This window comes from Paraburkholderia sp. (genome assembly GCF_049581445.1).
GTDB lineage: Bacteria > Pseudomonadota > Gammaproteobacteria > Burkholderiales > Burkholderiaceae > Paraburkholderia.
Genome location: NZ_JBAURZ010000133.1, coordinates 1 through 25,948, shown reverse-complemented (window position 1 = coordinate 25,948; position 25,948 = coordinate 1). Strand labels below are relative to the sequence as shown.

General features: G+C 61.6%; 20 protein-coding genes, 1 other RNA gene and 1 pseudogene. 12 read left to right on the top strand and 10 right to left on the bottom strand.

Translation table 11 applies throughout. The features are described 5' to 3' along the window. Positions 1 to 77: 77 nt before the first annotated feature. Together WCA85_RS12300 and gyrA are read right to left on the bottom strand one after the other, a co-directional pair. Complete coding sequence (locus WCA85_RS12300) at positions 78 to 695, bottom strand: DUF2059 domain-containing protein (RefSeq protein WP_424064182.1); 618 nt, start codon at positions 693 to 695, stop codon at positions 78 to 80. 117 nt (positions 696 to 812) lie between these two features. Further along, positions 813 to 3,443: a DNA gyrase subunit A gene (gene gyrA / locus WCA85_RS12295; protein ID WP_424064180.1), complete on the bottom strand. Its 2,631-nt coding sequence runs from the start codon at positions 3,441 to 3,443 to the stop codon at positions 813 to 815. A 482-nt stretch (positions 3,444 to 3,925) separates the two neighbouring features. On the opposite strand from gyrA, the gene ompA reads away from it, so the two are divergent. From ompA to WCA85_RS12270, 5 genes and pseudogenes are all read left to right on the top strand, one after another. Beyond that, positions 3,926 to 4,576, top strand: coding sequence for an outer membrane protein OmpA (ompA, locus tag WCA85_RS12290; RefSeq protein WP_424064178.1), 651 nt, complete (start codon positions 3,926 to 3,928; stop codon positions 4,574 to 4,576). Between the two features lie 224 nt (positions 4,577 to 4,800). Next, positions 4,801 to 5,499 carry a bifunctional 2-polyprenyl-6-hydroxyphenol methylase/3-demethylubiquinol 3-O-methyltransferase UbiG gene (ubiG, locus tag WCA85_RS12285; RefSeq protein ID WP_424064202.1) on the top strand — a complete coding sequence of 233 codons (699 nt, stop codon included), beginning with the start codon at positions 4,801 to 4,803 and terminating at the stop codon, positions 5,497 to 5,499. 24 nt (positions 5,500 to 5,523) lie between these two features. Then, positions 5,524 to 6,237 (top strand): phosphoglycolate phosphatase, encoded by a 714-nt coding sequence (gene gph / locus WCA85_RS12280; RefSeq protein WP_424064177.1) that lies wholly within the window; start codon positions 5,524 to 5,526, stop codon positions 6,235 to 6,237. 172 nt (positions 6,238 to 6,409) lie between these two features. After that, positions 6,410 to 6,779: a transfer-messenger RNA gene (gene ssrA, locus WCA85_RS12275) on the top strand. A 210-nt stretch (positions 6,780 to 6,989) separates the two neighbouring features. Next, positions 6,990 to 7,768, top strand: a pseudogene (locus WCA85_RS12270) (substrate-binding domain-containing protein). 81 nt (positions 7,769 to 7,849) lie between these two features. Here WCA85_RS12270 and WCA85_RS12265 read toward each other — a convergent pair. Both WCA85_RS12265 and WCA85_RS12260 read right to left on the bottom strand, forming a co-directional pair. Beyond that, on the bottom strand, positions 7,850 to 8,116 hold the full coding sequence (locus WCA85_RS12265) for a hypothetical protein (RefSeq protein ID WP_424064175.1): 267 nt from the start codon (positions 8,114 to 8,116) through the stop codon (positions 7,850 to 7,852). 109 nt (positions 8,117 to 8,225) lie between these two features. Beyond that, entirely contained in the window at positions 8,226 to 9,305 is a 1,080-nt protein-coding gene (locus tag WCA85_RS12260; RefSeq protein WP_424064173.1) for a substrate-binding domain-containing protein, read from the bottom strand. A 134-nt stretch (positions 9,306 to 9,439) separates the two neighbouring features. Here WCA85_RS12260 and WCA85_RS12255 point away from each other — a divergent pair, with 134 nt between their 5' ends. From WCA85_RS12255 to WCA85_RS12240, 4 genes are read left to right on the top strand one after another with little or no spacing between them, the layout of a single operon-like run. Further along, positions 9,440 to 9,931, top strand: coding sequence for an NAD(P)H-dependent oxidoreductase subunit E (locus tag WCA85_RS12255; RefSeq protein WP_424064171.1), 492 nt, complete (start codon positions 9,440 to 9,442; stop codon positions 9,929 to 9,931). Next, positions 9,928 to 11,484 carry a formate dehydrogenase beta subunit gene (locus WCA85_RS12250; RefSeq protein ID WP_424064169.1) on the top strand — a complete coding sequence of 519 codons (1,557 nt, stop codon included), beginning with the start codon at positions 9,928 to 9,930 and terminating at the stop codon, positions 11,482 to 11,484. Before WCA85_RS12255 ends, WCA85_RS12250 begins: the two co-directional genes overlap by 4 nt. Before the next feature lie 14 nt (positions 11,485 to 11,498). Beyond that, positions 11,499 to 14,444 (top strand): formate dehydrogenase subunit alpha, encoded by a 2,946-nt coding sequence (gene fdhF, locus WCA85_RS12245; RefSeq protein WP_424064168.1) that lies wholly within the window; start codon positions 11,499 to 11,501, stop codon positions 14,442 to 14,444. A 9-nt stretch (positions 14,445 to 14,453) separates the two neighbouring features. Further along, complete coding sequence (locus WCA85_RS12240) at positions 14,454 to 14,705, top strand: formate dehydrogenase subunit delta (RefSeq protein ID WP_424064166.1); 252 nt, start codon at positions 14,454 to 14,456, stop codon at positions 14,703 to 14,705. 37 nt (positions 14,706 to 14,742) lie between these two features. Here the strand turns inward: WCA85_RS12240 and WCA85_RS12235 are convergent, their stop codons facing one another. The 3 genes from WCA85_RS12235 to WCA85_RS12225 all read right to left on the bottom strand — a co-directional run bounded on the left by WCA85_RS12235 (position 14,743) and on the right by WCA85_RS12225 (position 18,153). After that, positions 14,743 to 16,449, bottom strand: a complete 1,707-nt coding sequence (locus WCA85_RS12235) for an FAD-dependent monooxygenase (RefSeq protein WP_424064165.1) — start codon at positions 16,447 to 16,449, stop codon at positions 14,743 to 14,745. 79 nt (positions 16,450 to 16,528) lie between these two features. After that, positions 16,529 to 17,833, bottom strand: a complete 1,305-nt coding sequence (locus tag WCA85_RS12230) for a cation diffusion facilitator family transporter (protein ID WP_424064163.1) — start codon at positions 17,831 to 17,833, stop codon at positions 16,529 to 16,531. Further along, the gene (locus WCA85_RS12225; RefSeq protein ID WP_424064161.1) at positions 17,833 to 18,153 is read right to left on the bottom strand and encodes an ArsR/SmtB family transcription factor; all 321 of its coding nucleotides are present in this window, start codon (positions 18,151 to 18,153) and stop codon (positions 17,833 to 17,835) included. Before WCA85_RS12225 ends, WCA85_RS12230 begins: the two co-directional genes overlap by 1 nt. A gap of 134 nt (positions 18,154 to 18,287) precedes the next feature. Here WCA85_RS12225 and WCA85_RS12220 point away from each other — a divergent pair, with 134 nt between their 5' ends. Continuing rightward, the gene (locus tag WCA85_RS12220) at positions 18,288 to 20,135 is read left to right on the top strand and encodes a tetratricopeptide repeat protein (protein WP_424064159.1); all 1,848 of its coding nucleotides are present in this window, start codon (positions 18,288 to 18,290) and stop codon (positions 20,133 to 20,135) included. Between the two features lie 9 nt (positions 20,136 to 20,144). On the opposite strand, the gene WCA85_RS12215 is transcribed toward WCA85_RS12220, so the two are convergent. Continuing rightward, positions 20,145 to 21,440, bottom strand: coding sequence for an MFS transporter (locus WCA85_RS12215; protein ID WP_424064157.1), 1,296 nt, complete (start codon positions 21,438 to 21,440; stop codon positions 20,145 to 20,147). 314 nt (positions 21,441 to 21,754) lie between these two features. Here WCA85_RS12215 and WCA85_RS12210 point away from each other — a divergent pair, with 314 nt between their 5' ends. Together WCA85_RS12210 and WCA85_RS12205 are read left to right on the top strand one after the other, a co-directional pair. Next, positions 21,755 to 22,288, top strand: coding sequence for an N-acetyltransferase family protein (locus WCA85_RS12210; protein WP_424064155.1), 534 nt, complete (start codon positions 21,755 to 21,757; stop codon positions 22,286 to 22,288). A gap of 218 nt (positions 22,289 to 22,506) precedes the next feature. After that, positions 22,507 to 23,703 carry a hypothetical protein gene (locus WCA85_RS12205; protein WP_424064154.1) on the top strand — a complete coding sequence of 399 codons (1,197 nt, stop codon included), beginning with the start codon at positions 22,507 to 22,509 and terminating at the stop codon, positions 23,701 to 23,703. A 77-nt stretch (positions 23,704 to 23,780) separates the two neighbouring features. Here WCA85_RS12205 and WCA85_RS12200 read toward each other — a convergent pair whose 3' ends face one another. Together WCA85_RS12200 and WCA85_RS12195 are read right to left on the bottom strand one after the other, a co-directional pair. Continuing rightward, complete coding sequence (locus WCA85_RS12200) at positions 23,781 to 24,506, bottom strand: DUF2968 domain-containing protein (RefSeq protein WP_424064152.1); 726 nt, start codon at positions 24,504 to 24,506, stop codon at positions 23,781 to 23,783. A gap of 466 nt (positions 24,507 to 24,972) precedes the next feature. Beyond that, positions 24,973 to 25,948 (bottom strand): gamma-glutamyl-gamma-aminobutyrate hydrolase family protein (locus WCA85_RS12195; RefSeq protein ID WP_424064150.1); only part of this gene is annotated, 976 nt, incomplete at its 5' end.

Genomic DNA, 25,948 nt, shown 5'->3' with positions numbered 1-25,948 from the left:
AAACCCGCCAAACCACGGCGCCGCGAGGTGCCCTGGCTGCCCGGCTATACCAGCGTTAGCAAAGCCCTGTCAGCCAATTACTTGGCAGCAGCCGACGGCTTGACCGAAGCGACTTCCTGGTCAGCTTGAGCGCGCGTTGCCTTGATCGATTGCGGCATGTACTTCTGCATCAGACCGTTCACGACGTCGCGGCCCACCTGGTCTTGAACCTGGATGAACTTGCGGCCCGTCGGGCTCTTGTAGAACGCCGTCAGGTCTTTGATTTCCGACGTCGTGTAGTACTTCGCGTAGGCGTCGTACTGAGCTTGCATAGCGTCCTGACGGAAGTTGTCCGTTGCGAAGACCTGGCCTGCCGCGTCAACCAGCTTCGGCACAGCATTCTTCTGCAGCGTCGGGACGGAAGCCTGCTTCTGCTTGTCCGTCATCGTCTTGTTTTCGCTCAAAGCGTCCGACAGGATGGCCGGAACCAGTTGCTTCGCCTGCATTTGCGCGCTGTTACCAATTGCGCCGACGAGCTTTTGCGCGTCGATCGCGTCCAGCAGATCCTTGATAGCAGCCTGCTTGGCCGGATCAACCGGCGCTGCAGCAGCGGTGCTGTCAGCCGGAGCTGCCGTCTGATTCTGAAGTGCTTGCGCCATCGCGAAGGTCGGTACGAAAGCAGCCAGCAACATCAACTGTTTGAATCGTTTTTGCATCATTACTCCCTAAGAGAAATTAGTCGAACTGCATGCTGCGTGGACTGCGCATCGGCACGACGCGCCTGTCTGTGTCCCCGCAGCGTTCACCCATTAGATGAGACTTGCCGGTGCGAATCAGGCTGCTCCGCCCTCTTCGCCGCCCTCGTCACCGTCAGTAGAACCTTCGGCGTCACCATCGACATCAGCTTCAGCCTCAGCAACCTGCTGCAGACCGGACAGCTTCGTCCCTTCATCAAGACTGATGAGTGTAACACCTTGGGTTGCACGTCCCATTTCGCGAATTTCCGATACACGGGTGCGGATTAGCACGCCTGTATTGGTAATCAGCATGATCTGGGCTTCCGGATCCACGAGCGTCGCGGCAACGACCTTGCCGTTGCGCTCCGATGTCTGGATCGCGATCATTCCCTTCGTGCCACGGCCGTGGCGCGTGTACTCGGTGATGGGCGTGCGCTTGCCAAAGCCGTTTTCCGTGGCGGTAAGCACGGACTGCTGCTCGTCGCCCGCAACCAGCAGCGCAATGACCTGCTGCCCGTCGTCAAGCTGCATGCCGCGCACGCCACGCGCTTCCCGGCCCATCGGCCGTACGTCGTTTTCGTCAAAGCGAACCGCCTTGCCCGAATCCGAGAACAGCATCACGTCGTGCTGACCGTCGGTGATGGCAGCACCGATCAGGAAATCACCTTCATCCAGACCGACCGCAATAATACCCTTGCGCAGCGGCCGGCTAAAGGCTTCCAGCGGCGTCTTTTTTACCGTTCCTAACGAAGTGGCCATGAACACGTATTTGTCGGCCGAAAATTCCTTGACCGGCAGCACCACCGTGATCTTTTCGCCGTCCAGCAGAGGGAACATGTTGACGATCGGCCGGCCGCGCGAGTTGCGCGAGCCCTGTGGCACTTCGTACACCTTGATCCAGTACACGCGACCACGGTTCGAGAAGCACAGGATGTGATCGTGGGTATTGGCGATGAAGAGCGTGTCGATCCAGTCGTCTTCCTTCATGGACGTCGCCTGCTTGCCGCGACCTCCGCGCTTCTGGGCGCGATATTCCGACAACGGCTGCGATTTCACGTAACCCGTATGCGACATGGTCACGACCATTTCTTGCGGCGTGATCAGATCTTCGGTATTCAGCTCCGTTGCGTTCATCTCGATCTTCGAGCGGCGATTGTCGCCAAATTCCGCCTTGATCGAGGTGAGTTCGGCGACGATGATCGCCGTAATGCGTTCCGGACGAGCCAGAATGTCCAGCAGGTCGGCAATCTGCGCCATCACTTCGCGGTACTCGCCGATGATCTTGTCTTGCTCAAGACCCGTCAGGCGTTGCAGACGCATCTGCAGGATTTCCTGAGCCTGTGTGTCCGAGAGACGGTACAAGCCGTCAGTCTGCATCCCGAAGGCGGGGTTCAGCCCTTCAGGGCGATACGCCTCACGACCACCCATTGACGCGTTTTCCGTCTCGGCCCGCGACAACATTTCGCGCACCAGCGACGAATCCCACGGACGCGCCATCAATTCCTGCTTCGCAATAGGCGGCGTCGGCGCTGCCTTGATGATTGCGATGAAGTCGTCGATATTGGCGAGCGCGACCGCCAGGCCTTCCAGCACGTGGCCGCGTTCGCGCGCCTTGCGCAGTTCGTAAACAGTGCGCCGCGTCAGCACTTCCCGCCGGTGCGACAGGAAGCAGCTCAGCATTTCCTTCAGGTTCAGCAGCTTCGGCTGGCCGTCGACCAGCGCGACCATGTTCATGCCGAACGTGTCCTGAAGCTGGGTCGCCTTATACAGATTGTTAAGAACGACTTCCGGCACTTCGCCGCGCTTCAGTTCGATCACTACCCGCATGCCGCTCTTGTCGGACTCGTCGCGGATATCGGAGATGCCTTCGAGCTTCTTCTCATTGACGAGCTCGGCGATGCGCTCGAGAAGTGAGCGCTTGTTCACCTGGTACGGCAACTCATCGACGATGATCGACATCCGCTGACCGCGGTCAATTTCCTCAAAGTGCGTGAGCGCGCGCATCAGCACCCTGCCACGGCCAGTGCGGTAGCCGTCGCGTACGCCCGCTACGCCATAGATGATGCCGGCGGTCGGGAAGTCGGGCGCGGGAATGATTTCAATCAGCTCGTCGATCGTCGCGTCCGGATTTTTCAGCAGGTGCTGACAGGCGTCGACGACTTCGTTCAGATTGTGCGGCGGGATATTGGTGGCCATCCCCACTGCAATGCCGGATGAACCATTGATCAGCAGATTGGGAATACGTGCCGGCAGGATGGCCGGTTCGTTTTCGCTGCCGTCATAGTTCGGCGTGAAATCGACGGTTTCCTTGTCGATGTCGGCGAGCAGTTCATGGCCGATCTTGGCCATGCGGATTTCGGTGTACCGCATTGCCGCGGCGTTGTCGCCGTCGACCGAACCGAAGTTGCCCTGACCGTCCACCAACATGTAACGCAGCGAGAAGTTCTGCGCCATCCGGACAATCGTGTCGTAGACAGCCGTATCGCCGTGCGGATGGTATTTACCGATCACGTCACCGACGATACGCGCCGATTTCTTGTAAGCTCGGTTCCAGTCGTTGTTCAGTTCGTGCATCGCGTACAGCACGCGCCGGTGCACCGGCTTCAAGCCATCGCGGACATCGGGAAGCGCACGCCCTACGATCACGCTCATCGCGTAATCGAGATACGAACGGCGCATTTCCTCCTCTAGGGAGATTGGCAGAGTCTCTTTGGCGAATTGATCCATTATCCGTATCTTTTACGTGCGAAGACGATGGCGGGGCCCCGCCTCCGCGTAAGCGCTGCAGGCGCAGCACATCACGCGATTCTAACACGTCGTGCATCCGCGCCCGGCGAGGGTACGTATACCTATTAGAGGGACGCCCACGAAAGGCGCCTGGGCGCCCCAATCGCGGGCGCGAGCAGGCCCGATTTATGCTGTCCCTTTTTCGGCTCGCAGCCATATCTGGCGGGGCGCGCCGCCCCTCTCCAGCTTCTGTTGCGCATGCACCACAATTGGATAGGGGTATGGGAGGGGGCGGATTTTTTTTATCGTGGGAAGGGAACGATATGGCAAAATGCCAACGCACAAAGAGTTAGACACAGCTCGAAGTCTACACAGCGCGTCTTTTGTTCCGCACCGATGTTATACTTCGAGCAATGTATGACTTGTCATCGTCAACAAGCTCGCAGTAAACCTGCGGTAATCTCAATTTCGAGAGGAGAAATATGAATAAACTTTCAAAGCTCGCGTTCATTGCAGCTACCGCAGTTATGGCTGCATCCGCAATGGCACAGTCGGTGCCGGCGTCGCGACAAGCTACGAACGACAACTGGGTGAACGGTACGGGCGAATACGTGTGGATGAACGGCACGAACGAACTCTGCTGGCGCGATGCGTTCTGGACGCCGGCAACCGCTAACGCAAAGTGCGACGGCGCTCTGGTTGCTCAGGCTCCGACCCCGCCGGCACCGCCGCCGGCACCCGCTCCGGTTATCCAGAGCCAAAAGATTACGTATCAAGCTGACGCTCTGTTCGACTTCGACAAGGCTATCCTGAAGCCGGCTGGCAAGGAAAAGCTGGACGATCTGGCATCGAAGATCGGCGCGCTGAACCTGGAAGTTGTGGTCGCAACGGGCTACACGGACCGTATCGGTTCGGACAAGTACAACGACCGTCTGTCGCTGCGTCGTGCACAAGCTGTCAAGGCATACCTGGTCAGCAAGGGCATCGAAGCCAACCGTATCTACACGGAAGGCAAGGGCAAGCGCAACCCGGTCACGACCGGCTGCAACCAGAAGAACCGCAAGCAACTTATCGCCTGCCTCGCACCGGATCGTCGCGTGGAAGTCGAAGTTGTGGGTACTTCGAAGCAGTAAGCTCCAGATTACCGCAGTATCAAAGCCCCGCTTCGGCGGGGCTTTTTTTATGTCCGCCCCCTCTACGGGCCGCGACAACGGCTGATGCCACCCCTCGCCGTGCTCCGCCAGGAGCGCCGTGCCCCTTGGCCGCGCCCGGTCTGGCGGCATTTTTGCCGGGCCGTGCGTCGGCCTATATACTCGGGGCTATCCTCGACACCGCTCTCATCAAGACCGCATCCGCCATGACCAATGCCGATCCCCACGAACTACAAAAATTCAGCGATCTTGCGCATCGCTGGTGGGACCCGAATGCCGAATTCAAGCCGCTGCACGAACTGAATCCGGTCCGACTGGACTGGATCAACGCGCACGCAAACCTTGCCGGCAAACGTGTGCTGGATATCGGTTGCGGCGGCGGCATCCTGTCGGAATCCATGGCTGGCTTGGGCGCGCACGTCAAAGGCATCGATCTGTCAACCCAGGCGCTAGGTGTCGCCGATCTTCACAGCCTTGAAAGCGGTGTAACCGTAGATTACGAAGAAATCGCCGCAGAGGCGCTCGCAGCCCGCGAACCAGGCACTTACGACGTGGTGACCTGCATGGAAATGCTGGAACACGTGCCGGAACCCGCAGCGATCGTGGCGGCCTGCAAGACGCTCGTCAAACCGGGCGGCTGGGTCTTCTTCTCGACGCTTAACCGTAACGTCAAGTCGTATCTGTTCGCGGTGATCGGCGCCGAGTACATCGCGCGCATGCTGCCGAAAGGCACCCACGATTACGCGCGCTTCATCCGCCCGTCGGAGCTGGCGGCGTTCGTGCGCGCCGCCGAACTGCGTACCGCGGACATCAAGGGCATCGTGTATCACCCGCTCAGCAAGCACTTCGCACTATCGGACGACACGAGCATCAACTACATGCTCGCCTGCCGACGCGACGCCTAACGCGTACCGACTCCAAGCCAATACATGAGCGACCCTACCCCTCTGCCCCAACGCGAAGACGAAGACGCCTCGATCGGCCTGTGCCAGGCGGTCCTGTTCGACCTCGACGGCACCCTCGCCGACACGGCGCCGGATCTGGCCGCCGCAGTCAACAAGATGCGCCACGAGCGCGGGCTCGAGATGGTGCCGCTCGATGATCTGCGGCCACTTGCGTCGGCCGGCGCCCGCGGCCTGATAGGCGGCGCCTTTGGCATCGGACCGGACCATCACGACTACGCGTCGATGCGCGAGGAGTTTCTCGCCAATTACGAAGCCGATCTGTGCATTGAAACCACGCTGTTCCCCGGAATCGACGCTGTGCTAGACGAACTGGACGCGCGCGGCGTGCGCTGGGGTATCGTGACGAACAAGGCTGCGCGTCTGACCGAGCCGTTGGTAGCGCTGCTCGGGCTGGATCTGCGCGCCGGCTGCGTGGTGAGCGGCGACACGACGCCCCACTCGAAGCCACACCCTGCGCCGCTCTTGCACGCGGCCCGTGAGCTGGACCTGGCGCCCGAGCGGATCGTCTATGTGGGCGACGACCTTCGCGACGTACAGGCGGGATTTGCGGCGGGCATGGTGACTGTCGCAGCCGCCTACGGTTATTGCGGCAACGACATTCCGCCGAAGCGCTGGCATGCGCAGCATGTCGTTGATTCGCCGGCTGACCTGCAGAAACTGCTGCGCGAGATCAGCTGACCCTGATACGGTGCCGCGCATCGCTCACGGTGCCGCCAAACATTAAATGATGCCGGACGGCAATGTCGAATGGTCGCTTCGGGCGCCCTTGCCGCCCCAATACAGTCAGGACACCCGCACCGATCTATTGTAAAATGTGCTTCGCCCCAGTACTTTAAGGGCAACAAGCCGCGGGGGCGACCTGGTTTCGACAGGGGTTGCGAAGCGGCCAGGGCATGTCGAGGCCCCGTCACCTCGTAAATCAGCGGGAAAAACGTAACTGCAAACGACGAAACGTTCGCACTGGCAGCCTAAGGGCCGCCGTCCTCTGCCTAGTTCACTGACGGGCTAGAGTCGCAAGACCGGTAGCAATACCGACAGAGGTCATATACGTCAGTTAAGCCTTGGTGGTGTCACGACATCCGGGTCGAAAACCTAGTGAATCGCCTTAGTGCAGCGTGTTCGTCCGCGTCGCTTGGGTTAAATCAAAAGACAGAACTACACATGTAGAACTGGTCGTAGAGTGCTTCTGGACGCGGGTTCGATTCCCGCCGCCTCCACCAGAACACGTTTCAAGATTCAAGCTGCACAACGAACCCGCGAATAGCCAGGCTGCTCGCGGGTTTTTTGTTGTCAATCGTCCATGCGCTTTCTATCAATAGACAATTCACAAACTGCGAGGGATTAGACAACATGGGCATCCCGCGTGTGAACGTCATCCTTAGGCCCACCGCGTGCGGTACACCGTGCCGTCAACCCACCGCTTGAACGCCATGAAATCACCCTTCACGAAGCTGGCTGCCGCCGCACTGATCTGCGGTTCAATGTTCGCGCATAACGCGTGGGCCGTTGATCTTCACGTGATGAACTCGGGCGGCCTCACGGCTGCCTACATACTGCTCGCGCCGAAGGTCGAAGCGAAATCCGGAGATACGCTGGAGATTGCCTATGGGCCGTCGATGGGCAATGCGCCGGAGGCCATTCCGCATCGCCTTGAGCGCCAGGAGCCAGCGGATGTGGTGATCATGGTCGGCTACGCGCTGGACAAGTTGATCGCTGAAGGCAAGGTGATCCCCAATTCGCGAGTCGAGTTAGCTGACTCGAGGATCGGCATGTCGGTACGGGCCGGCGAACCCAAGCCGGACATCAGCAGCGTGGAGGCATTCAGGAAAACCTTGCTGGCCGCGAAATCGGTGGCGTATTCGGATAGCCCCAGCGGCGTCTATATCCAGAATGAGCTATTCAAGAAGATGGGTTGAAGACCAGACGAAACCGAAGGCCACGATGGTCCCGAAGATCCCCGTCGCTTCGGTTGTCGCCAAGGGCGATTATCAACTGGGCTTCCAGCAGGTCAGCGAGTTGTTCCGTGCAGGGCGCTGAGTTCGTCGGCAAGATTCCGGAATCGCTGCAATCCATCACCCGCTACGCAGCCGGGATTCCGGTGGGCTCAACGCACCCACGTGAGGCCAAAGCGTTTCTCGACTTTCTCGCTTCACCCGAAGCCGCGCCGAACGTTGCCAGCACAGGGCTCGATCCGCTGAGCACGCATTAAGCGATCTGAAAAGAGCGGAACCTCTACGCAAGGAGCGTCCGCCCGTCACCTACCACGCGGCGCGCCGTCATCAGACTGCGGTTATTGATCTTCCGGGCACTGCAGATTGCAACCGTTCGGGTCGCCCAGATCGCCCCGTTTGCGCATGGCAGATTTCTTGTCCGACTGGTATTTATTGGACGGCGCCGATGCACCAAACGGCAACTGCGGATGCTCTTGCAAATGGAATTCATCGGTCAGGATGCCGCCCGGCACGCCGGGTGAATTCTGTGCGAAGGCAATGGAGACAGTGGCGAAAATCGCGCCCGCCGTTGCAGCAACGGCACAGGCTTTGAGTAGAACGTTCATGGCGATCCGGCGCGGCGAGCCGCGCAGTTGAGGCTAAGCTGAAGATCAGAGAGTATCGCATACGGGCCTTCCGCGCAGCGGATCACCCCCGCCTCGTTGTTACGGCCGCTTACCCCGCGTTCGCGCCGAGCCCGTCCTCCAACTCCACCAGCTTGCCGCATTCTTCCGGGTCATAGCCAGCCAGCCGGGCCACTCCGTCTCTGAACGGGTCGCCACGCAACATCTCGATCACTGTAGCCAGCGGCTGACGCTCGAGGCTGCCGCGATCGCAGGCGAAGTAATAGTCCTCATCGACGATGGGTACGAAATCCAGCCCGAAATGATGCGCCGCCGGCTCGACGCCGAAGCCGACATCGGCCATCCCGCTTGCCACGAACGCGGCAATCGCCGAATGCGTCAGCTCCGTCGACTCGTAGCCGTTGACCCGGTCAGGATCGACGCCGACCCGACGCAATGCGAGATCGAGCAGCATCCGCGTACCGGAGCCAGGCTGACGGTTGACGAACCGAATATCGCCGCGCGCCAGGTCACCCAGCCCGCCAATCTGCTTCGGATTGCCCTTTGATAAAAACAGCCCCTGCTTGCGCCGCGTGAGATGAAGCAGCACGTGCCGCTGCGGGTCGAGCCAGCGCCGATAGGTGTCCGCACACGCGGCGCGAAATTCGCCGCGCGGCACGTGAAAACCTGCGAGATCGCACTCGCCGCGCGCCAGAGCCGTGACGGCATCCGCACTATCTCGATACTTGATCTCAACGGCTACCTCGTCGGCCACCAGCGCGGTAACGGGCGCTGCGACCGCATAGCCATGCGAGGCGTGAATCCGCACGTCGTCAGCGGGTGGCGCGAGCCAGCGGTTCAGATCGCTGGCCACCTCGCTCGCCAGCGCGCGCATATTGCCATCGAGCCGCTCGCCGCACAGACGCTGGGCACGCAATACCGCCTGTCCAAGCTCGGAGAGCACCGAGCCGCGCCCGCGCTCCTTGGCGATCAGCGGACCGCCCAGCCGCTCTTCGATGCTGCGCAGCAAACCCCACGCATGCCGATAGGACAAACCCTTATGCGCCGCCGCCTGGGCGATGCTGCCGGTTTCGTCGACCAATGCCAATAACGGCACGACGTCCGTCAGGCTTGACTCGTGGCCGTCCGCGCCGCGAATCACGAGCTCCGCATTGCACTCAATTCGAATCATATATGTCTCAGCATTTCCTATTGCGAAAGGGTCGCCTCCCGCCTATCTTTCGCTTCATACCTAGCAAACGAATGAAGCATACGTGCACGAATTATGAAATACAAGTGCATATTAGACTTCGGAGGAGCCCCACTTTGGACGATTCAAACGCGATCGAGCCAGATCAACTGGCGCAGCGTCATGCGCAGCCAGGCCGCTCACTGCTGGCCGTGCTGCACGCAATCCAGGACGAACTCGGCTATGTCCCACCCGCGGCCGTTGCGCCACTCGCACGCGTGATGAACCTGTCGCGCGCGGAAGTCCACGGTGTGCTGACCTATTACCACCACTTTCGGACTCTCCCCGCCGCGCCCGTCACCGTGCAACTGTGCCGCGCCGAGGCGTGCCGCAGCATGGGCACTGAAGCGTTGGCGCAGCACATCGAAGCGCGCACCGGTTGCCACTTCGACGCCGGGCATCAGCACGAAAGCAGCGCGACGGTCGGACTCGAATCGGTCTACTGCCTGGGACAATGCGCGCTCTCGCCGGCGATGATGATCAACGGCACGCTGCACGCGAAGGTCACGCCGCAGAAGTTCGACACCCTGTTCGCCGCCGCCACCAAACGCGTGGAGGAAACGGCATGACGCGCATCTACGTTCCTTGTGATTCTTCCGCGCTCGCGCTCGGCGCAGATGCGCTTGCCGAGGCGATTCGCCATGAAGCGGCGCAACGCGGCATCGAGATCGAACTGGTTCGCAATGGGTCGCGCGGTTTGCTGTGGCTCGAACCTCTCGTCGAAGTCGCGACGCCCGGCGGAAGGATCGGCTACGCGAATGTGGATGCGGCAGATGTCGCATCGCTGTTTGACGCTGGGTTTATCGACGGCGCCGCTCATCCGTGTTCGGTCGGAATCGTCGATGAGATTCCGTATCTGCAGAAGCAGCAACGCCTGACTTTCGCCCGCATCGGCATCACGGATCCGTTGTCCATCGAGGATTACCTCGCGCACGACGGCCTTCAGGGCCTCAAGCAGGCGCTCATCACGGACGGCGACGCAGCCTGTGAATCCCTGATCGAATCGGGCCTGCGCGGCCGTGGCGGCGCCGCGTTTCCGGCTGGTATCAAGTGGCGTACCGTACGTGGAGCGAAAGCCGCACAGAAGTACATCGTCTGCAATGCGGATGAAGGCGACTCCGGTACGTTCTCCGACCGCCTGATCATGGAGAGCGATCCTTATGTGCTGATTGAAGGCATGATCATCGCCGGTGTCGTGACGGGTGCGACGGTCGGCTACATCTATGTGCGCAGCGAGTATCCGCATGCCATCGCGACGCTCCAGACTGCCATGGCACGCGCCCGTGCAGCCGGTTGGCTAGGCGACAGCGTGCTCGGTTCGGCGCACCGCTTCGAGTTGCAGGTTGCCAAAGGCGCGGGCGCGTATGTCTGCGGCGAAGAGACGGCGCTGCTCGAATCGCTCGAGGGCAAACGCGGCATCGTGCGCGCCAAGCCGCCAGTGCCGGCGCTGGTGGGCCTCTTCGGACAACCAACGGTCATCAACAACGTCATTACACTCGCCACGGTGCCGATCATCTTCGCGCGGGGCGCAGCGTTCTACAAAGACTTCGGCATGGGGCGTTCGCGCGGCACCTTGCCTTTCCAGATCGCCGGCAATGTGAAGCAAAGCGGTCTCGTCGAACTGGCGTTTGGCGTGACACTGCGCGAGCTGATCTACGACTACGGCGGCGGCACCGCGAGTGGCCGGCCTGCGCGCGCAGCGCAAGTGGGCGGACCGCTCGGCACCTATCTGCCGGAGAACCAGTGGGACATTCCGCTGGACTATGAAGCCTATGCGGCAGTGGGCGCGGTGGTCGGCCACGGCGGCATCGTGGTCCACGACGACACCTCCAATCTCGCCGAACTCGCCCAATACGCGATGCACTTTTGCGCGCTCGAATCATGCGGCAAATGCACGCCATGCCGGATCGGCTCGACGCGCGGCGTCGAAGTGATCCAGCGTATCCGCAACGGCGATACGTCGACGCGGCAAGTGCAACTGCTGCGTGATCTGTGCGACACGATGGTGTCCGGATCGCTCTGCGCGATGGGCGGCATGACGCCATTTCCAGTGCTGTCCGCACTCGACCATTTCCCCGAAGACTTCGGTCTCGACGCCGTTCAGCCCAAAGCGGCGGCCTGACGATGGAGCACACCATGTCCGATGCGCCTAACTCCCCTGCCGGTGGTTGCGGCTCCGGCAACTGCGCGTGCAAGTCGCAAGCACAGCAACGCGCGGCCCGTTCGCCTTTCGACGACACCGACTACGGCACGCCGCTGCGTCACGCGGATGTCGACGTTTCGCTCGAGATCGACGGTCAGGCGGTGACGGTGCCGGCCGGAACTTCGGTGATGCGTGCGGCAATTGAAGCCGGCGTGAATGTGCCTAAGCTCTGTGCCACCGATTCCCTCGAACCTTTCGGCTCATGCCGCCTGTGTCTGGTTGAAATTGAAGGCAAGCGCGGCTATCCGGCCTCGTGTACGACACCCGTCGAAGCAGGCATGAAAGTACGCACGCAGACCGACCGTCTGCAATCGCTGCGTCGCAACGTGATGGAGCTGTACATCTCCGATCACCCGCTCGATTGCCTGACCTGCCCCGCCAACGGCGACTGCGAACTGCAGGACATGGCGGGCGTTACGGGTTTGCGCGAAGTGCGCTATGGGTTCGACGGTGCGAATCATCTGAAGGACAAGAAGGACGAATCGAATCCGTACTTCACCTACGATCCGTCCAAGTGCATCGTCTGCAATCGCTGCGTGCGTGCCTGTGAGGAAACCCAAGGCACCTTTGCGCTGACCATTGCCGGACGCGGCTTCGAATCGCGCGTCGCCGCCAGCGAAAACCAGCCGTTCATGGATTCAGAGTGCGTCTCATGCGGTGCGTGTGTTGCGGCATGCCCTACCGCCACGCTGCAGGAAAAGAGCGTCGTGATGCTGGGCCAGGCTGAGCACTCGGTCGTGACGACTTGCGCCTATTGCGGCGTGGGCTGCTCGTTCAAGGCGGAGATGAAGGGCAGCCAGGTCGTGCGGATGGTGCCCAACAAGAACGGCCACGCGAACGAAGGCCATGCGTGCGTGAAGGGCCGCTTCGCGTGGGGCTATGCCACCCACAAGGATCGCATCACCAAACCGATGATCCGCGAAAAGATCACCGATCCGTGGCGCGAAGTCAGTTGGGAAGAGGCGCTGAATTACGCGGCGTCGGAATTCCGCCGGATTCAGGCGAAGCATGGCCGCGATTCGATTGGCGGTATCACGTCCTCGCGCTGCACGAACGAAGAAACCTATCTGGTGCAGAAGCTCGTGCGCGCCGCATTCGGCAATAACAACGTCGACACTTGCGCTCGTGTATGCCACTCGCCTACTGGCTACGGCTTGAAGACCACGCTAGGCGAATCAGCCGGGACGCAGACCTTTGCTTCGGTGGACAAGGCTGATGTGATCATGGTCATCGGCGCCAATCCGACCGACGGGCATCCGGTGTTCGGCTCGCGTCTGAAGCGTCGCGTTCGTGAAGGGGCAAAGCTGATCGTGGTCGATCCGCGCCGCATCGATATCGTCGATACCGCGCATGTGAAAGCGTCGCATCACCTGCAATTGCGGCCGGGCACGAACGTCGCCATCGTCAATGCGCTCGCGCATGTGATCGTCACCGAAGGGCTGCTCAACGAAACGTTCATCGCGGAGCGATGCGACACGCGCGCGTTCGATCAGTGGCGCGCATTTGTCGCGCTGCCGGAAAATGCACCTGAAGCGACCACAGAGATCACCGGCGTGCCAGCCGACCAGGTCCGTGAAGCAGCCCGTATCTACGCCACCGGCGGCAATGCCGCGATCTACTACGGCCTGGGCGTCACCGAGCACGCCCAGGGCTCGACCACGGTGATGGGTATCGCGAACCTCGCGATGGCCACCGGCAATATCGGCCGCGAAGGGGTTGGCGTGAATCCGCTGCGCGGTCAAAACAATGTGCAAGGTTCGTGCGATATGGGCTCGTTCCCGCACGAACTGCCGGGCTACCGTCACATCAGCGATTCAATCACGCGTGCCCTGTTCGAAGACGCCTGGAACGTGAAGCTGCAACCGGAGCCGGGGCTGCGCATTCCGAACATGTTCGACGCCGCGCTCGACGGCAGTTTCAAAGGACTCTACTGTCAGGGCGAAGATATCGTGCAGTCCGATCCGAACACGCATCATGTGTCGGCGGCGCTGTCATCCATGGAATGCATCGTCGTTCAGGACATTTTCCTCAACGAGACCGCAAAGTATGCACACGTGCTGCTGCCAGGCTCGTCGTTCCTCGAAAAGGACGGCACGTTCACCAACGCCGAGCGCCGCATCTCGCGCGTGCGCAAAGTGATGCCGCCTATTTCTGGCTATGCGGACTGGCAAGTCACCCTCATGCTGGCGCGTGCATTGGGCTATGAAATGGACTACGCGCATCCGTCCGAGATCATGGACGAAATTGCGCGGCTCACGCCGACTTTCCACGGCGTCTCGTATGCGAAGCTCGACCAGTTGGGCAGTATCCAGTGGCCGTGCAACGAAGACGCGCCCGATGGCACGCCGACCATGCACATCGACACCTTCGTGCGCGGCAAGGGTAAGTTTGTGATTACGAAGTTCATCGCATCGCCGGAAAAGGTAACCCGCAAGTTCCCGCTGATTCTCACGACCGGCCGCATTCTGTCGCAGTACAACGTCGGGGCGCAGACGCGCCGCACCGAGAATTCCCGCTGGCACGATGAAGACCGCCTGGAAATCCATCCGCACGACGCCGAGGAGCGCGGCATCAAGATGGACGATTGGGTTGGCATCGAATCGCGCGCGGGGCAAACGGTATTGCGCGCGAAGGTCACCGAGCGGATGCAGCCGGGGGTCGTCTATACGACGTTCCACTTCCCCGAATCCGGCGCCAACGTGATTACCACCGAAAGCTCCGACTGGGCCACCAATTGCCCGGAATACAAGGTGACCGCGGTGCAGGTCACGCCGGTCGAACAGCCGTCGCAATGGCAGCAGCAGTATTCGCGCTTCAACACGGAGCAACTCGAATTGCTGCGTCAGCGCGAACTCGCCAACACCACGTCGGGCAAGTGAGGACACGCCATGGATGAACAGAACCTGCTCGACATGGCAAACCGGATCGGCGAGTTCTTCGATTCGATGCCGGACCGCGACGAAGCGCTAGACGGCGTCGCCGATCACATTCGCCGCTTCTGGGAACCGCGCATGCGGCGCAGGCTGCTGGAGGCGCTTGATCGGCCAGATGCAGCGGGGATTCAGATGATTCCGATCGTCAAGGAGGCGCTGCGCAAGCATCGCGTCCAACTGACACCCGCGGCGACGCCGGTCGTGTAAATCGAGGCGGCGTAGCCCGTAACAACGACGTGCCCTTTTAGCTCGCCGCCTGCTCCTGTGCGATGCCCCTCGCGAACCACGCTTCACAGTGGCGCAGCAGCGCATTCAGATCGGACGTGGGCCGCCCGCGCACGCTGATGTATCCGTCCGGACGGATCAGATAAAACGCGGGCCGCGTGCGTCCATACGATTCGGATAGCGCCGGAGCGCCCTCACCCGTCGTATCACTGACGCGCCAGACGCGCACCGCGCCGCGCAGCAGCCGCTCTAGCGCGCCGCTGAGACGGTCGAGATCGGCGTCGTGCGTCGAGTTGCGGCCCGCCGCCGGATCGAGCGGCACTTCGTTCGGCCGCGGCGCGACCAGCAGAAACAAGGAGAAAAACGCCGGGTCGTGCAGATCGAAAATGCAGCCGATTCCCGGCACCCGTCCAAGCGGTCCGTCCACCACATGCACCAGCGCGTCGGGTGCCCGTTCGCCCGCGCGAGGACCACCGTCCAACACCCGCTCGAGCGTGAGCGGACTGCGCCGGTACTGGATCGCCAGTTCGCTCACCGTGAGCCGCGCGGCATCGCGCAACGGGCCAAGCGCGGCCAGCGTCGGCATCACACGCTCGCGCAACAGCTTGAGCGGACCGTGATCCGCCTCCGCCATGTGCGTGATAAAGCTCGTTTGCCGCAAGACGTCGCGCTCAATCGGATGCCGCTCCAGATGATAGGAATCGAGCAGCCGGTCAGGTGCTTTCCCTTTCAGCACACGGGCGAGTTTCCAACCCAGATTGAACGCCTCCTGAATGCCCGTGTTCATCCCCTGAGCGCCTGCCGGACTATGTACGTGCCCTGCATCGCCGGCCAGAAATACACGCTGGACACGCAACTGCTCGACCATACGGCTGTGCAGACGGAAATGCGCGGACCACGTCAGCTCAGCAAACTTCACCGCGTGATGAATGCGGCGCGCCGCCAGTGCGCGGCAATCGTCAAGCGTCGGGACGGGCACGGCCTCGGCTGAAGAAGCAGCCTCGCCAGCGGTGGCTGAAGCAGCAGGACGCGCCGCTTGATCAGCAATCAGCCGGTAACGTTCACCACCCATCGGAAACAGCCCAGCCAGCCCTTCGCCTGACGCAAAGATATGAAACTCGTCATCGGACCAGGGCGTGTCCGCCTGCAGATCGGCAAGCAGAAAGACCTGCTCGAAAGTCTTGCCGGCAAAGCTCACGCCGAGTTGATGGCGGATCGTGCTGTGCGCGCCGTCGGCGCCGATCAGGTAGGCTGCATGAATGGCTTCGACACGGCCATCTGAGTGTTGCAGTGTCGCGCTAACCTGGGTGACACCATGAGAGAACGCCGTCAGTTCGACACCGCGTTCGATCGTCACGCCGAGCGTTGCCAGATGCTCAGTGAGCAGCCGCTCGGTGATGGACTGATCGAGAAACAGCACATAGGGATAGCGCGTCTGCAGCGGATCGAAGTCGAGACGCGCGAGACGCTGCCCGTTGGAATACAGGTTCGCGGTATGCGCGCGATGCCCCAGTTCGAGAAACGGTTCGATCAGACGATGTTGTTCGAACAGTTCGAGGGTGCGCGCCTGAATGCCGATGGCGCGCGAATGCGGCGCCGGCTCTCGCGCCTTGTCGATGAGGCGCACAGGAATATGCGCACGCGCCAGACTCATTGCAGCGGCGAGTCCGGTCGGGCCCGCCCCAACGATCAGCACCGGCGACGCGTCGGACGAAGCGGCGGCCATGCAGAACTCCGGAGAGCAACATGGCGTCTAGTGTACGCCGCTGCCCCGCCGCCTGACGGTGCACTGCGTCAAACCCGCTTCAATGCGGGTGCGGATCATCGAGCGAGCAGCAGTGCTCCGTCGTACCGAGATCGACTTGCAGCGTGGCATGCTGCATCGCGAAGCTCTTACGCAACGTGAGAACGATGGCATCGACGGCCTCGTCGCCGGGATGGCCATCCGGCATCACGAGATGCGCGCTCAGTGCATTGCCGGTTGTCGAAAGCGCCCACACATGCAGATCATGCACGTCGGTCACACCAGGCTGCGCGGCCAGATAATCGCGGATGCGTGTCAGGTCGACGCCGGGTGGCACCGCGTTGAGCGCAAGACGCACCGAGTCGCGCAGCAAACCCCAGGTGCCGTACACGATCACCGCTACGACGAAGAGGCTCATCAACGGATCGAGCCATGTCCAGTTCGTGCCGATTATGACGAGACCGCTCACGGCGACAGCGGCGGAGATCAGAGCGTCGCCCGCCATGTGCATGAAGGCGCCCCGAATATTGAGGTCCTCTTTCTGGCCACGCATGAAAAGCCACGCGGAGAAGCCGTTGACGAGCATGCCGATGGTAGCTACCACGAACACCACCATCCCCGCGACGGGCGCCGGATTCATCAGGCGGCCGATTGCCTCGGTGACGATCGCGCCACATGCGAACAGCAGCAAGCCCGCATTCGCCAGCGACGCGAGAATCGAGGTGCTGCCGAAACCGAAGGTGTAGCGCCCCGAAGGACGGCGCGTGGTGAGCCAGGCGGCGCCCCATGCAAGCAGCAGACCGAGCACGTCGGACAGGTTGTGGCCCGCGTCGGCGAGTAGCGCAGTCGAATGCGCGATCACGCCGTAGATGCCCTGAACCAGCACGATGGCAAGATTCAGCACGACGGCAATCGCAAAGGCACGGCCGTGGCCTGCAGCGGGGGCGTGGTGGTGATGGTGGCCGCCGTGAGCGTGGCTGTGACCGTGGCTTTTGCTATGAGCGTGGCCGTCGTGCGGATGATCACTCTCGTCGTGGCCCGCATGCCCGTCTACACCCGGCGCTTGAGAATGGCCCACGTGTTGGTGTGCGGCATCGTGACTGTGGTCGTGGGCCGCGTGCTCATGGGCTACGTGGTCGTGGGCCGCGTCGTCGTGGCCCGCTTGATCGTGACCGGCACGAGTTTGATCATGGTCACTATGGCCGTCGGCATGGTTCGCGCCGCCCTGTCCGGCCAAAGGCCGCAAGGTTTCTCCGGCTGCCACACGATCATCTGCATCGTCGCGATCCTGGCCTTCGAACCATACCGGCGCATGATCGTCTTCGCGCTCCTCAGCGGAGCCGTTCGTACCTGAGATTGGTTTCATCACGCGTCCGGGGAAAATTCAGTCATGGGCTCGGCCACATGTTCGAGCATCTCGGTCAGCATGCCGCTGATGTGCCGATCAGCCGCCACATAAAACACCTGCTTGCCCTGGCGCTCTGCCCGCAGAATTCGGGCCGCACGCAACAAGCGCAAATGATGGCTCACCAGCGACGGCGACAACCCAAGCGACTCCGCAATCGAGCCCACCGCGCGCCGCTCGTCGACGCACGTCAACACGATCCGCAAGCGGGTTGGATCGCCGAGCAAGCGAAACAGATCGGCAAGCGGCACAACGCCGTCGTCATTGGATACCAGTTGCATTACACTCACCTGCGCAAACATATGAACACCTGTTCATATGTTACAGATCAAGTTCACGCACGTCAATCTTGAGGGGCGCGTTGACGAGTGTGGGAAAATGCGACGTTTGCCTTACAAGAACTGCCTGCCCCGTCATGGAAACAAGCTTTGAAAGCGCCTACGCGGCGCATCGTGACGGCCGCCTCGACGATGCCGAGCGCGGCTACCGCGCCACGCTCGATATCGACCCCGCGCACGTCGATGCGCTGCATCTGTTGGGCGTACTGCGCCATCAGCTGGGCGCACACGCCGAAGCCGCCGACCTCGTCGGCCGCGCGGCCAATCTGCGTCCGCAAGACGCCGCGCTGCAATTGAACCTCGGCAACGCACTCAAGGCGCTCGGTCAACTCGACGGCGCAATCGAGCGTTTTCGCAACGCGCTGACGCTTGCGCCGACTTTCCCGCTTGCGCATTACAACCTCGGCAATGCCTACGCAGCGGCCGGCCGCCACGAAGACGCGGCGGACGCGTTCCAGAAATCACTGCGTCTGCAACCGGCCAATGCGTCGTCTCACAACAATTTGGGCAATGCCTTGCACGCGCTTGGCCGTCACGAGGACGCTATCGCCTGTTTCCAGCGTGCGCTCGAACTGCAACCGGGCCATGCGGGTGCGCACAATAATCTGGGCATGGCGCTCAATTCGCTCGACCGGGCGGACGAAGCCGCCGCACAGTTCCGCGCCGCGATCGCCGCGCAGCCGCGTTTTGTCGCCGCCCACTTCAATCTTGCGAATACGTTGAATGCAACCGGGCAGCATGCCGAAGCGTCCGCTGTATTTGAAGCCGTGCTGGCGCTGCAGCCACAATTCCCACCCGCCCTGTTTGGTCTGGGCAACGCGCTCGCCGCGATGGGTCGTCCCAAGGAAGCGTTGCCGCATTTCGAACGCGTTGTGGGACTCGATCCGAAATTTGCGCTCGCCTGGTTGAGTCTGGGGACCACCCACCACGCACTGGGCGCACACGCTGCCGCCGTGCGCGGTTTCGATCAGGCGCTGCGCTTGCGGCCCGATCTGGCGTCCGCGCATATGAACCGCGCAGTTTCGTGGCTGACGCTCGGGGATTTCACACGCGGTCTGCCGGAATACGAATGGCGTCTCAAAGCGATGGGGCAACTCGCAACGCAGACGCTGCCGCGCTGGAACGGCGAACCCATCGAGAAGCACACGTTGCTCGTGCACGCGGAACAAGGCTTCGGAGACACGCTGCAATTCGCGCGCTTTGTGCCGCTCGCGGCTCAGCGGGCGGCGCATGTCGTGCTCGAAGTACAGCCGCAATTGGTGCCGATCCTCGCGCCCGCTGCGCTCGAGTGGCGCGTCACGTTGATCGCGCAGGGGACGCCGCGTCCGCAAGCTGACCTGCAGTGTCCTCTGCTTAGCCTGCCGCTCGCGCTCGGCACAGAGGTCGATACGATTCCGGCGCGTACGCCTTATCTGAGCGTGCCGCCCAACTATCGCCGCAAATGGCGCGGCTCGATTGGTGGTCACGCCAAACGCAAAATTGGGCTTGCATGGTCGGGCCGCGCGCAGCAGCAAGAAAACCGGACGATGTCGCTTGAGGAGCTGGAACCGCTGTTCGCACTTAACGGCATCGACTGGATCATTCTGCAACCCGAGCTCAGCACGGCGGATCGCGCCGCGCTCGACGTCCATCCACGGGCCAGCACCATACATCGCTTCGACGAACGCATTGGCGATTTCGCCGACACCGCGGCGATCATCGAGCGGCTCGACGCTGTCGTGTCGATCGATACGTCGATCGCCCACCTGGCCGGCGCGCTGCGCAAACCGCTTTGGCTGATGTTGCCGTTTGCTGCCGACTGGCGCTGGTTTGTCGATGAACCGCGCAGCGCGTGGTATCCGGGCGCGCACCTCGTGCGCCAACCAGAACCGGGCGCGTGGGCGGAGGTGGTCGCTAACGTCGCAAATGAATTGCGCGACGCTTAGCGCCACGCCTTAAATCGTCCGGTACTGATTGCGCGACTCCGGGGTGCGATACAGCACGAGCGTCGCGATCAGACCGCAGATGCCCGCAAGGCCAAGCCACAAGCCAGGTGCAGCCTTGTTGCCCGTCGTGTGGATCAGAAGGGTGGAGATGGCCGGCGTGAAGCCGCCAATGGTCGTGGCGAGACTATAGGCGAGCGAGAAGCCGGCGGTACGCACCTCAACCGGCATGACCTCGGTCAGCGCCACCACCATCGCGCCGTTATAGCAGGCGTACATAAACGACAACCACAACTCCACCACCAGCAGACGCACGAACGACGGATCAGCCACCAGCCATTGCACCGCCGGATAGGCAGTGAGAATTGTCAGAATCGTGAAGGTAAGCAGCACCGGGCGACGTCCGATCCGGTCCGATACCGCGCCGGCCAAAGGCAGCCACACCAGATTGGACAAGCCAATACAGACGGTGACGACCAGCGCATCGACCGCCGACAGTTTCAGCACTTCCTTGCCGAAGGTCGGCGTGTACGCGGTGATCATGTAGAACGACACCGTGGTCATGATCACCATGCCCATGCCGCCGAGGACGATGCCCCAGTTTTCCAGCATCGACTTCATGATCTCGCGCATGCTCGGCCGATGCTTGCGCGCGGCGAATTCCTCGGTTTCCTGCAGTGAACGGCGAATCAGGAACAGGAACGGTACGATCAGGCAGCCGATCAGGAACGGCACACGCCAGCCCCAGGCGGTCATTTGTTCGACCGGAAGAACCTGGTGCAGCACCACGCCGATCAGCGCGGCAAACACTACGGCAACCTGCTGGCTACCTGATTGCCAGGAGCAGTAAAACCCTTTGTTGCCCTTCGTCGCGATCTCGGACAGATACACCGAAACGCCGCCCAGTTCCACGCCAGCCGAGAAACCCTGCAGCAAACGGCCCAGCAGTACAAGCACCGGCGCGAGCACGCCGATCGTCGCATAACCGGGGATGCAGGCAACCGTCAGCGTGCCGAGCGCCATCAGCCCTAGCGTGAGCATCAGGCCTTTGCGCCGGCCGTGATGGTCGATGTAAGCGCCCAGAACAATGGCGCCAAGGGGGCGCATCAGGAAGCCGGCACCGAAAACGGACAGCGCGAGCATCAGTGAAGCGAAATCGTTGCCGCTCGGGAAATAGGTCTTGGCGATCGCCGAGGCGTAATAGCCGTAGACCATGAAATCGTACATTTCCAGAAAATTGCCGCTGACCACGCGGAAAACTGTCCGGACCTTGGATTCGTTGGAAGATGCGTGCGACGCAGTAGACATGACACTCTCGAATTGGCCCTTCGCCAGACCAGAGGGGCGAAACCGGGCAGTTGACAACAATCCACCGCATCCGCGAGCGGATGCCGCCGACAGGAAGACGCCAGAAGTCTTAGCGCATGGGGCGCTGCATTTTGCTGCTGTGCAGATGACGAGGGTATCAGGGTAAACCTAGGGTACTTTGGCCCAACTCCGGCCACTCCGAATGTTACCGTTGTGCCCGCAGGCTTGCACTGCGGGCAGACAATGATGCCGCCCTCCGAGGTCGATCGCTGTACACTTTTATGCCACCCGTCTTGCAACCGAAAACCCCGCTGATGTCCACCGCCCGCGCCCTTTCGCTGCGCCCCGCGACGGCCGCTGATGCCGCTCTGATTGCGTCCATTCATTCGGCCAGTTGGCAGGCCACCTATCGCGGGCTACTGCCCGATGCCTTTCTCGACGGTGAGGTGACACCCGAACGCGCCGCATACTGGCAGGCGCGCCTGAATGCACCCGGGGCCGAACGGCGCAGCGTGGTGATCGCAGAGCACGCCGGTGAGCCAATAGGTTTTGCGTGTGTCGAACGACAACCCGAGTCATCATGGGGTGTGTTGCTCGACAATCTCCACGCACTGCCGGGGCATCAAGGGATGGGTGTCGGCAAACTCCTCATGGGCGCGGCGGCAGACTGGGCGCGCTCGCAAGGCGAGACGCAACTGTATCTGTACGTCCTCGAAGGCAATACGCCGGCCATCAGGTTCTACGAGCGGCAGGGCTGGAAGTTCGCGGGGGCTGAGCCGGATCACATGGGCGGCGTGGATATTACGGCGTTGCGCTATGTGTATCGACTCGACCGCGCTCGCCGCTAGAAAAAACAAGCGGCGGCGCAATCAACAGCAGAGACGCTGAGAGCGCCTTTTCGGACGCGTCCGATCGTTTGCATCCGCTCAACTTGCGATCATCGACCGCACCTCGGCGGCTTCGTGGCGAAGCGCCTCATGCCGGGCGCCAGCGCAGAAAGATGGCCGCCCTCATCGTCAACATCCCTCCGAGGCTAGATCTTCTAACTACCTGCCGCGAGAAACCGATGTCGACATCTATTCCCCTTACCCTGATCGAGGGCGCCATGGCCGTCCCCCGGCTGCGCCCACTCGATCGTCTGCCTGCCCCCTTCGGCCGTGACTGGGCGATCATTCCGCCCAATATCAGCTTGCGCGTGGAGCTCAAGGCGCTCTACGCCGCTGTCCTGCGCACGTTTTGCGTGAATACGGCGGCGTTCCGCGCGCTGTGCCAATGGGATGCACGGCGTCTGGCGACGCGTGAAAGCACATCACGCCACACGCCGCAAACCGGAGATGCTTCGGCCACGCCGAGTGCGCCAGATGCCACGCAGGAAGCGACAAATTTCGTCGCTTCCACTGCACCGGCGACGCGCTACCGTTCGTCAAGTCGACGGACCGCGCTAGCGGGCGGCGCATGCGCGGTTGGCGGCGCGGCCGTGCTTGCATGGGTTGCGATCAGCCATTCGACCCAACACCAGACCGTGGTTCGAGCCGGGCACGAAGATCGTGCCGTGAAGCAAATAGCGCCGGAGCACGAAGGCGAAGATGTCGCACAGCCGGCGCCGGCAATGCCAAGCCCCGACGCGACAGCACGCGCTGCCCGGTCGCATGGTGCATCACCCGCGATACCGAATCGGCCAGCGCTTGCCCCACTCCCGGTGGACGCAGCGCCACCGATCGCACTCACGACACCCGCGTCTGCGGCTCCACTGAAGCCCGCTTCAAGCGCGCCTAAAGCATCCTCCGCAGTTTGGGACACGAATTCGAGTAGCCTCAGCGAACAGCGACCCGGTCATACATCACCACAAGCTTCATCGCCCAACAGAAGCATCACGGCAGCCAGCCGCAACGGCCATGCTCAGGCGCGTGACGCAGACAATCGGGTAGCAGGCAAGCTGCACCGCGCCACGCCACGAGCCATCAGCAAGAGTCAGGCGTCGGACCACTCGGTTTCGCCGCGCACCGACGCGCGAATCGAAGCCCCCGCTTTCAATCCACGGTCGGTCGCCAAGCCATCTTCCGCTGGTGGTTTCTCGCCGTTTGCGCCAGCGACGCTGGGTGTCGACGAATACGCGTCAGTCAGGCTGTCCGCCAATACCCACCTGCGCGACATCGCGCCGGCACGGTCTCAGTCTCGCGCGATCAACACAGACACCGCCGACTGGACCAATCGCATGTCGCAACGCCGCGTCACTGAAGCGCCGGACGAGTTCGTCAAGTAACGGCGTTCAATAAGCAAACAGCCCGGCAAGTTGCCGGGCTGTTTGCCTGGTCCATCTGAAAGATATCTGGCGCCTGCTTATCTTGGCGCAGGCAGACCCGATTCGTTCTGGCGCTGCAATTGCAGCACCTCGTTTTGCACCTGCCGCAACTGCGCCTGGGCCTTCTCTTTCTCGACGCGCAACGCAACGGCCTCAGTCTGCGTCTGTTGTTGATAATCGTTGACCTTCGCCTGCTGGGTACGCGCCACGTCGAGGTCCGCCTGCAGACGCCGCGCACGGTCTTCCGAAAGCGCGATCACATTGTCAACAAAGGCCTTCTGCGCCTGTAACTGAGTACGGCGAATTTCCACCTCGGCCAATTGCGCCGTTTGCTTCACGAAATCGGCGTAAATCGCTTCTGCGCGGGCGTCGTCCTGCGATTTGATCACTCGCCAGAAATGTTTGTCCTGAAATAACGCCACGTAATACGTCGTTTCCTGCGGATAGAAGAACAGACTCGCGCCATAGCTACCGTTGTACGTGGTGCGCAATTCCGTCAGTTGCGAGTCGTGAATCATTTGCATCAGTTCAGCGACGTTGCCTTGGGCATCGCTGCCTTGCGCTGTGGCAGTCCCTGACGCCGCGCGCAGCGCCGCGGCGACTGGCTGCGGCGTCAACGCGCTCATGGCCGGACGCGTGCCGACCCTGGGCGCGGAATCCGTTGAACCGGCGCCCTCTCCTGCCAGCACGAGACCACCATGCTGCAGCAGCGCACACGTGGTCGCGAGCAGCATTGCGCGCCGTACAGTTAAGAGGTACTTCATACGTGCATGCTCCATGCGAATTTCAAATAGCCGTGGATTATCGCGCGGATTTGCAGCTAGGCGAAGTGTTACTGTGACGCGTGACAACACTTTAAATCGAGATAGATAGCAATCTTAAGCTTATCTAAAGCCATTTAGCGAGTCGCGAAAAAAGCACCACGCTAAATGCAGAAAAAAGGAAAGATTCCCCACGCTCGATCGTCGCGAAACCGCGGAGAAATTCTGGATAAGAGGCTATGCCGTTTGGCGAAAATATGGAACAGATTGATTCACAAACGCTGCAAGGGATTCAATGCTTCGCTATTTATATGGCAGCACTGATCATCTGCAAATCGCCTCACGCGGCGCGTCGCTCCCGGGTATCCACTTCACGCAAAAGAAGCAGGACATAGCACGCATAGTAAAACGGCTTCGCATAGAAACGAAGCCGTTCGTGTGTTGATGCATCGAGCCTTGCAAGGCTCCACTAAAAGCGGGTTTCGCGTGCCACTCTGAGAAAGGTATCGAGCAACGGCGTGCAATCGAGCAATTCCGGGCCGCCGGCGCGATGAAACTCCGGGTGCCACTGCACGCCCATCACGAAAGGTGCGCGCCGGTAGCGGACCGCCTCGATGATGCCATCGGCCGCGGACACCGCTTCGATATTCAGATCCCGGCCGATCGTCTTGACCGCCTGATGGTGAATCGAATTGACGATTGCGTCGCGCCGTCCGGGGAACATATTGGCCAGCGTCGAGCCATCCGGAAAATGGACGCCGTGACGGTGCTGATCGTAGTTCTCGTTGACGTGCACGCTTGCCGTCGGCACGTCAGTGGCGATGTCCTGGTATAGCGTGCCGCCAAACGCCACGTTGATCAGTTGGCAACCGCGGCATACGCCCAGCACCGGTTTGCCTGATTCGATGAACTCGTGCAGCAGCTCCAGCTCGTACATATCCCGCACGCGATCGCCCGGCCACTCGGGACTCGTCGCCTGTTCAGCGTAAGACTGTGGCGAGACATCGGCGCCACCCTGCAACAACAGGCCGTCGAGATGCTTCGCATAATCGCGCAAACGGATATTGCTCGGATGCAGCATGCCCTGGTGGCCGACAGTTGGAATCATGAACACCAGCACATCGCGCGACATCACCCAATGCGCAATGGATTCCTCCAGGTATTGCAGCGTCTTGCCCCGCAACCCTTTGGCGCCTGGCTCAGGATGAAAGATCCGCGCGGATACGCCAATACGCAGCGTGCGTTGCGTAATGCGCTGGCCGGCCCGGTCGAAAATCTGCCTGGCGCGCGCCGCGATGATGCGGCCAAACACGGACCAGGCCGAATCGGTCTGCTTCAGATAGCGCGGTGGCGAAGGCGGCAGCGCATTGGGCGGCGGCGGGTTCGAGGCGGTGAAGTCAGGCGCCGCACCGAAGCCTGCCGGAGGCGAGCCCGCTGTGCCACGC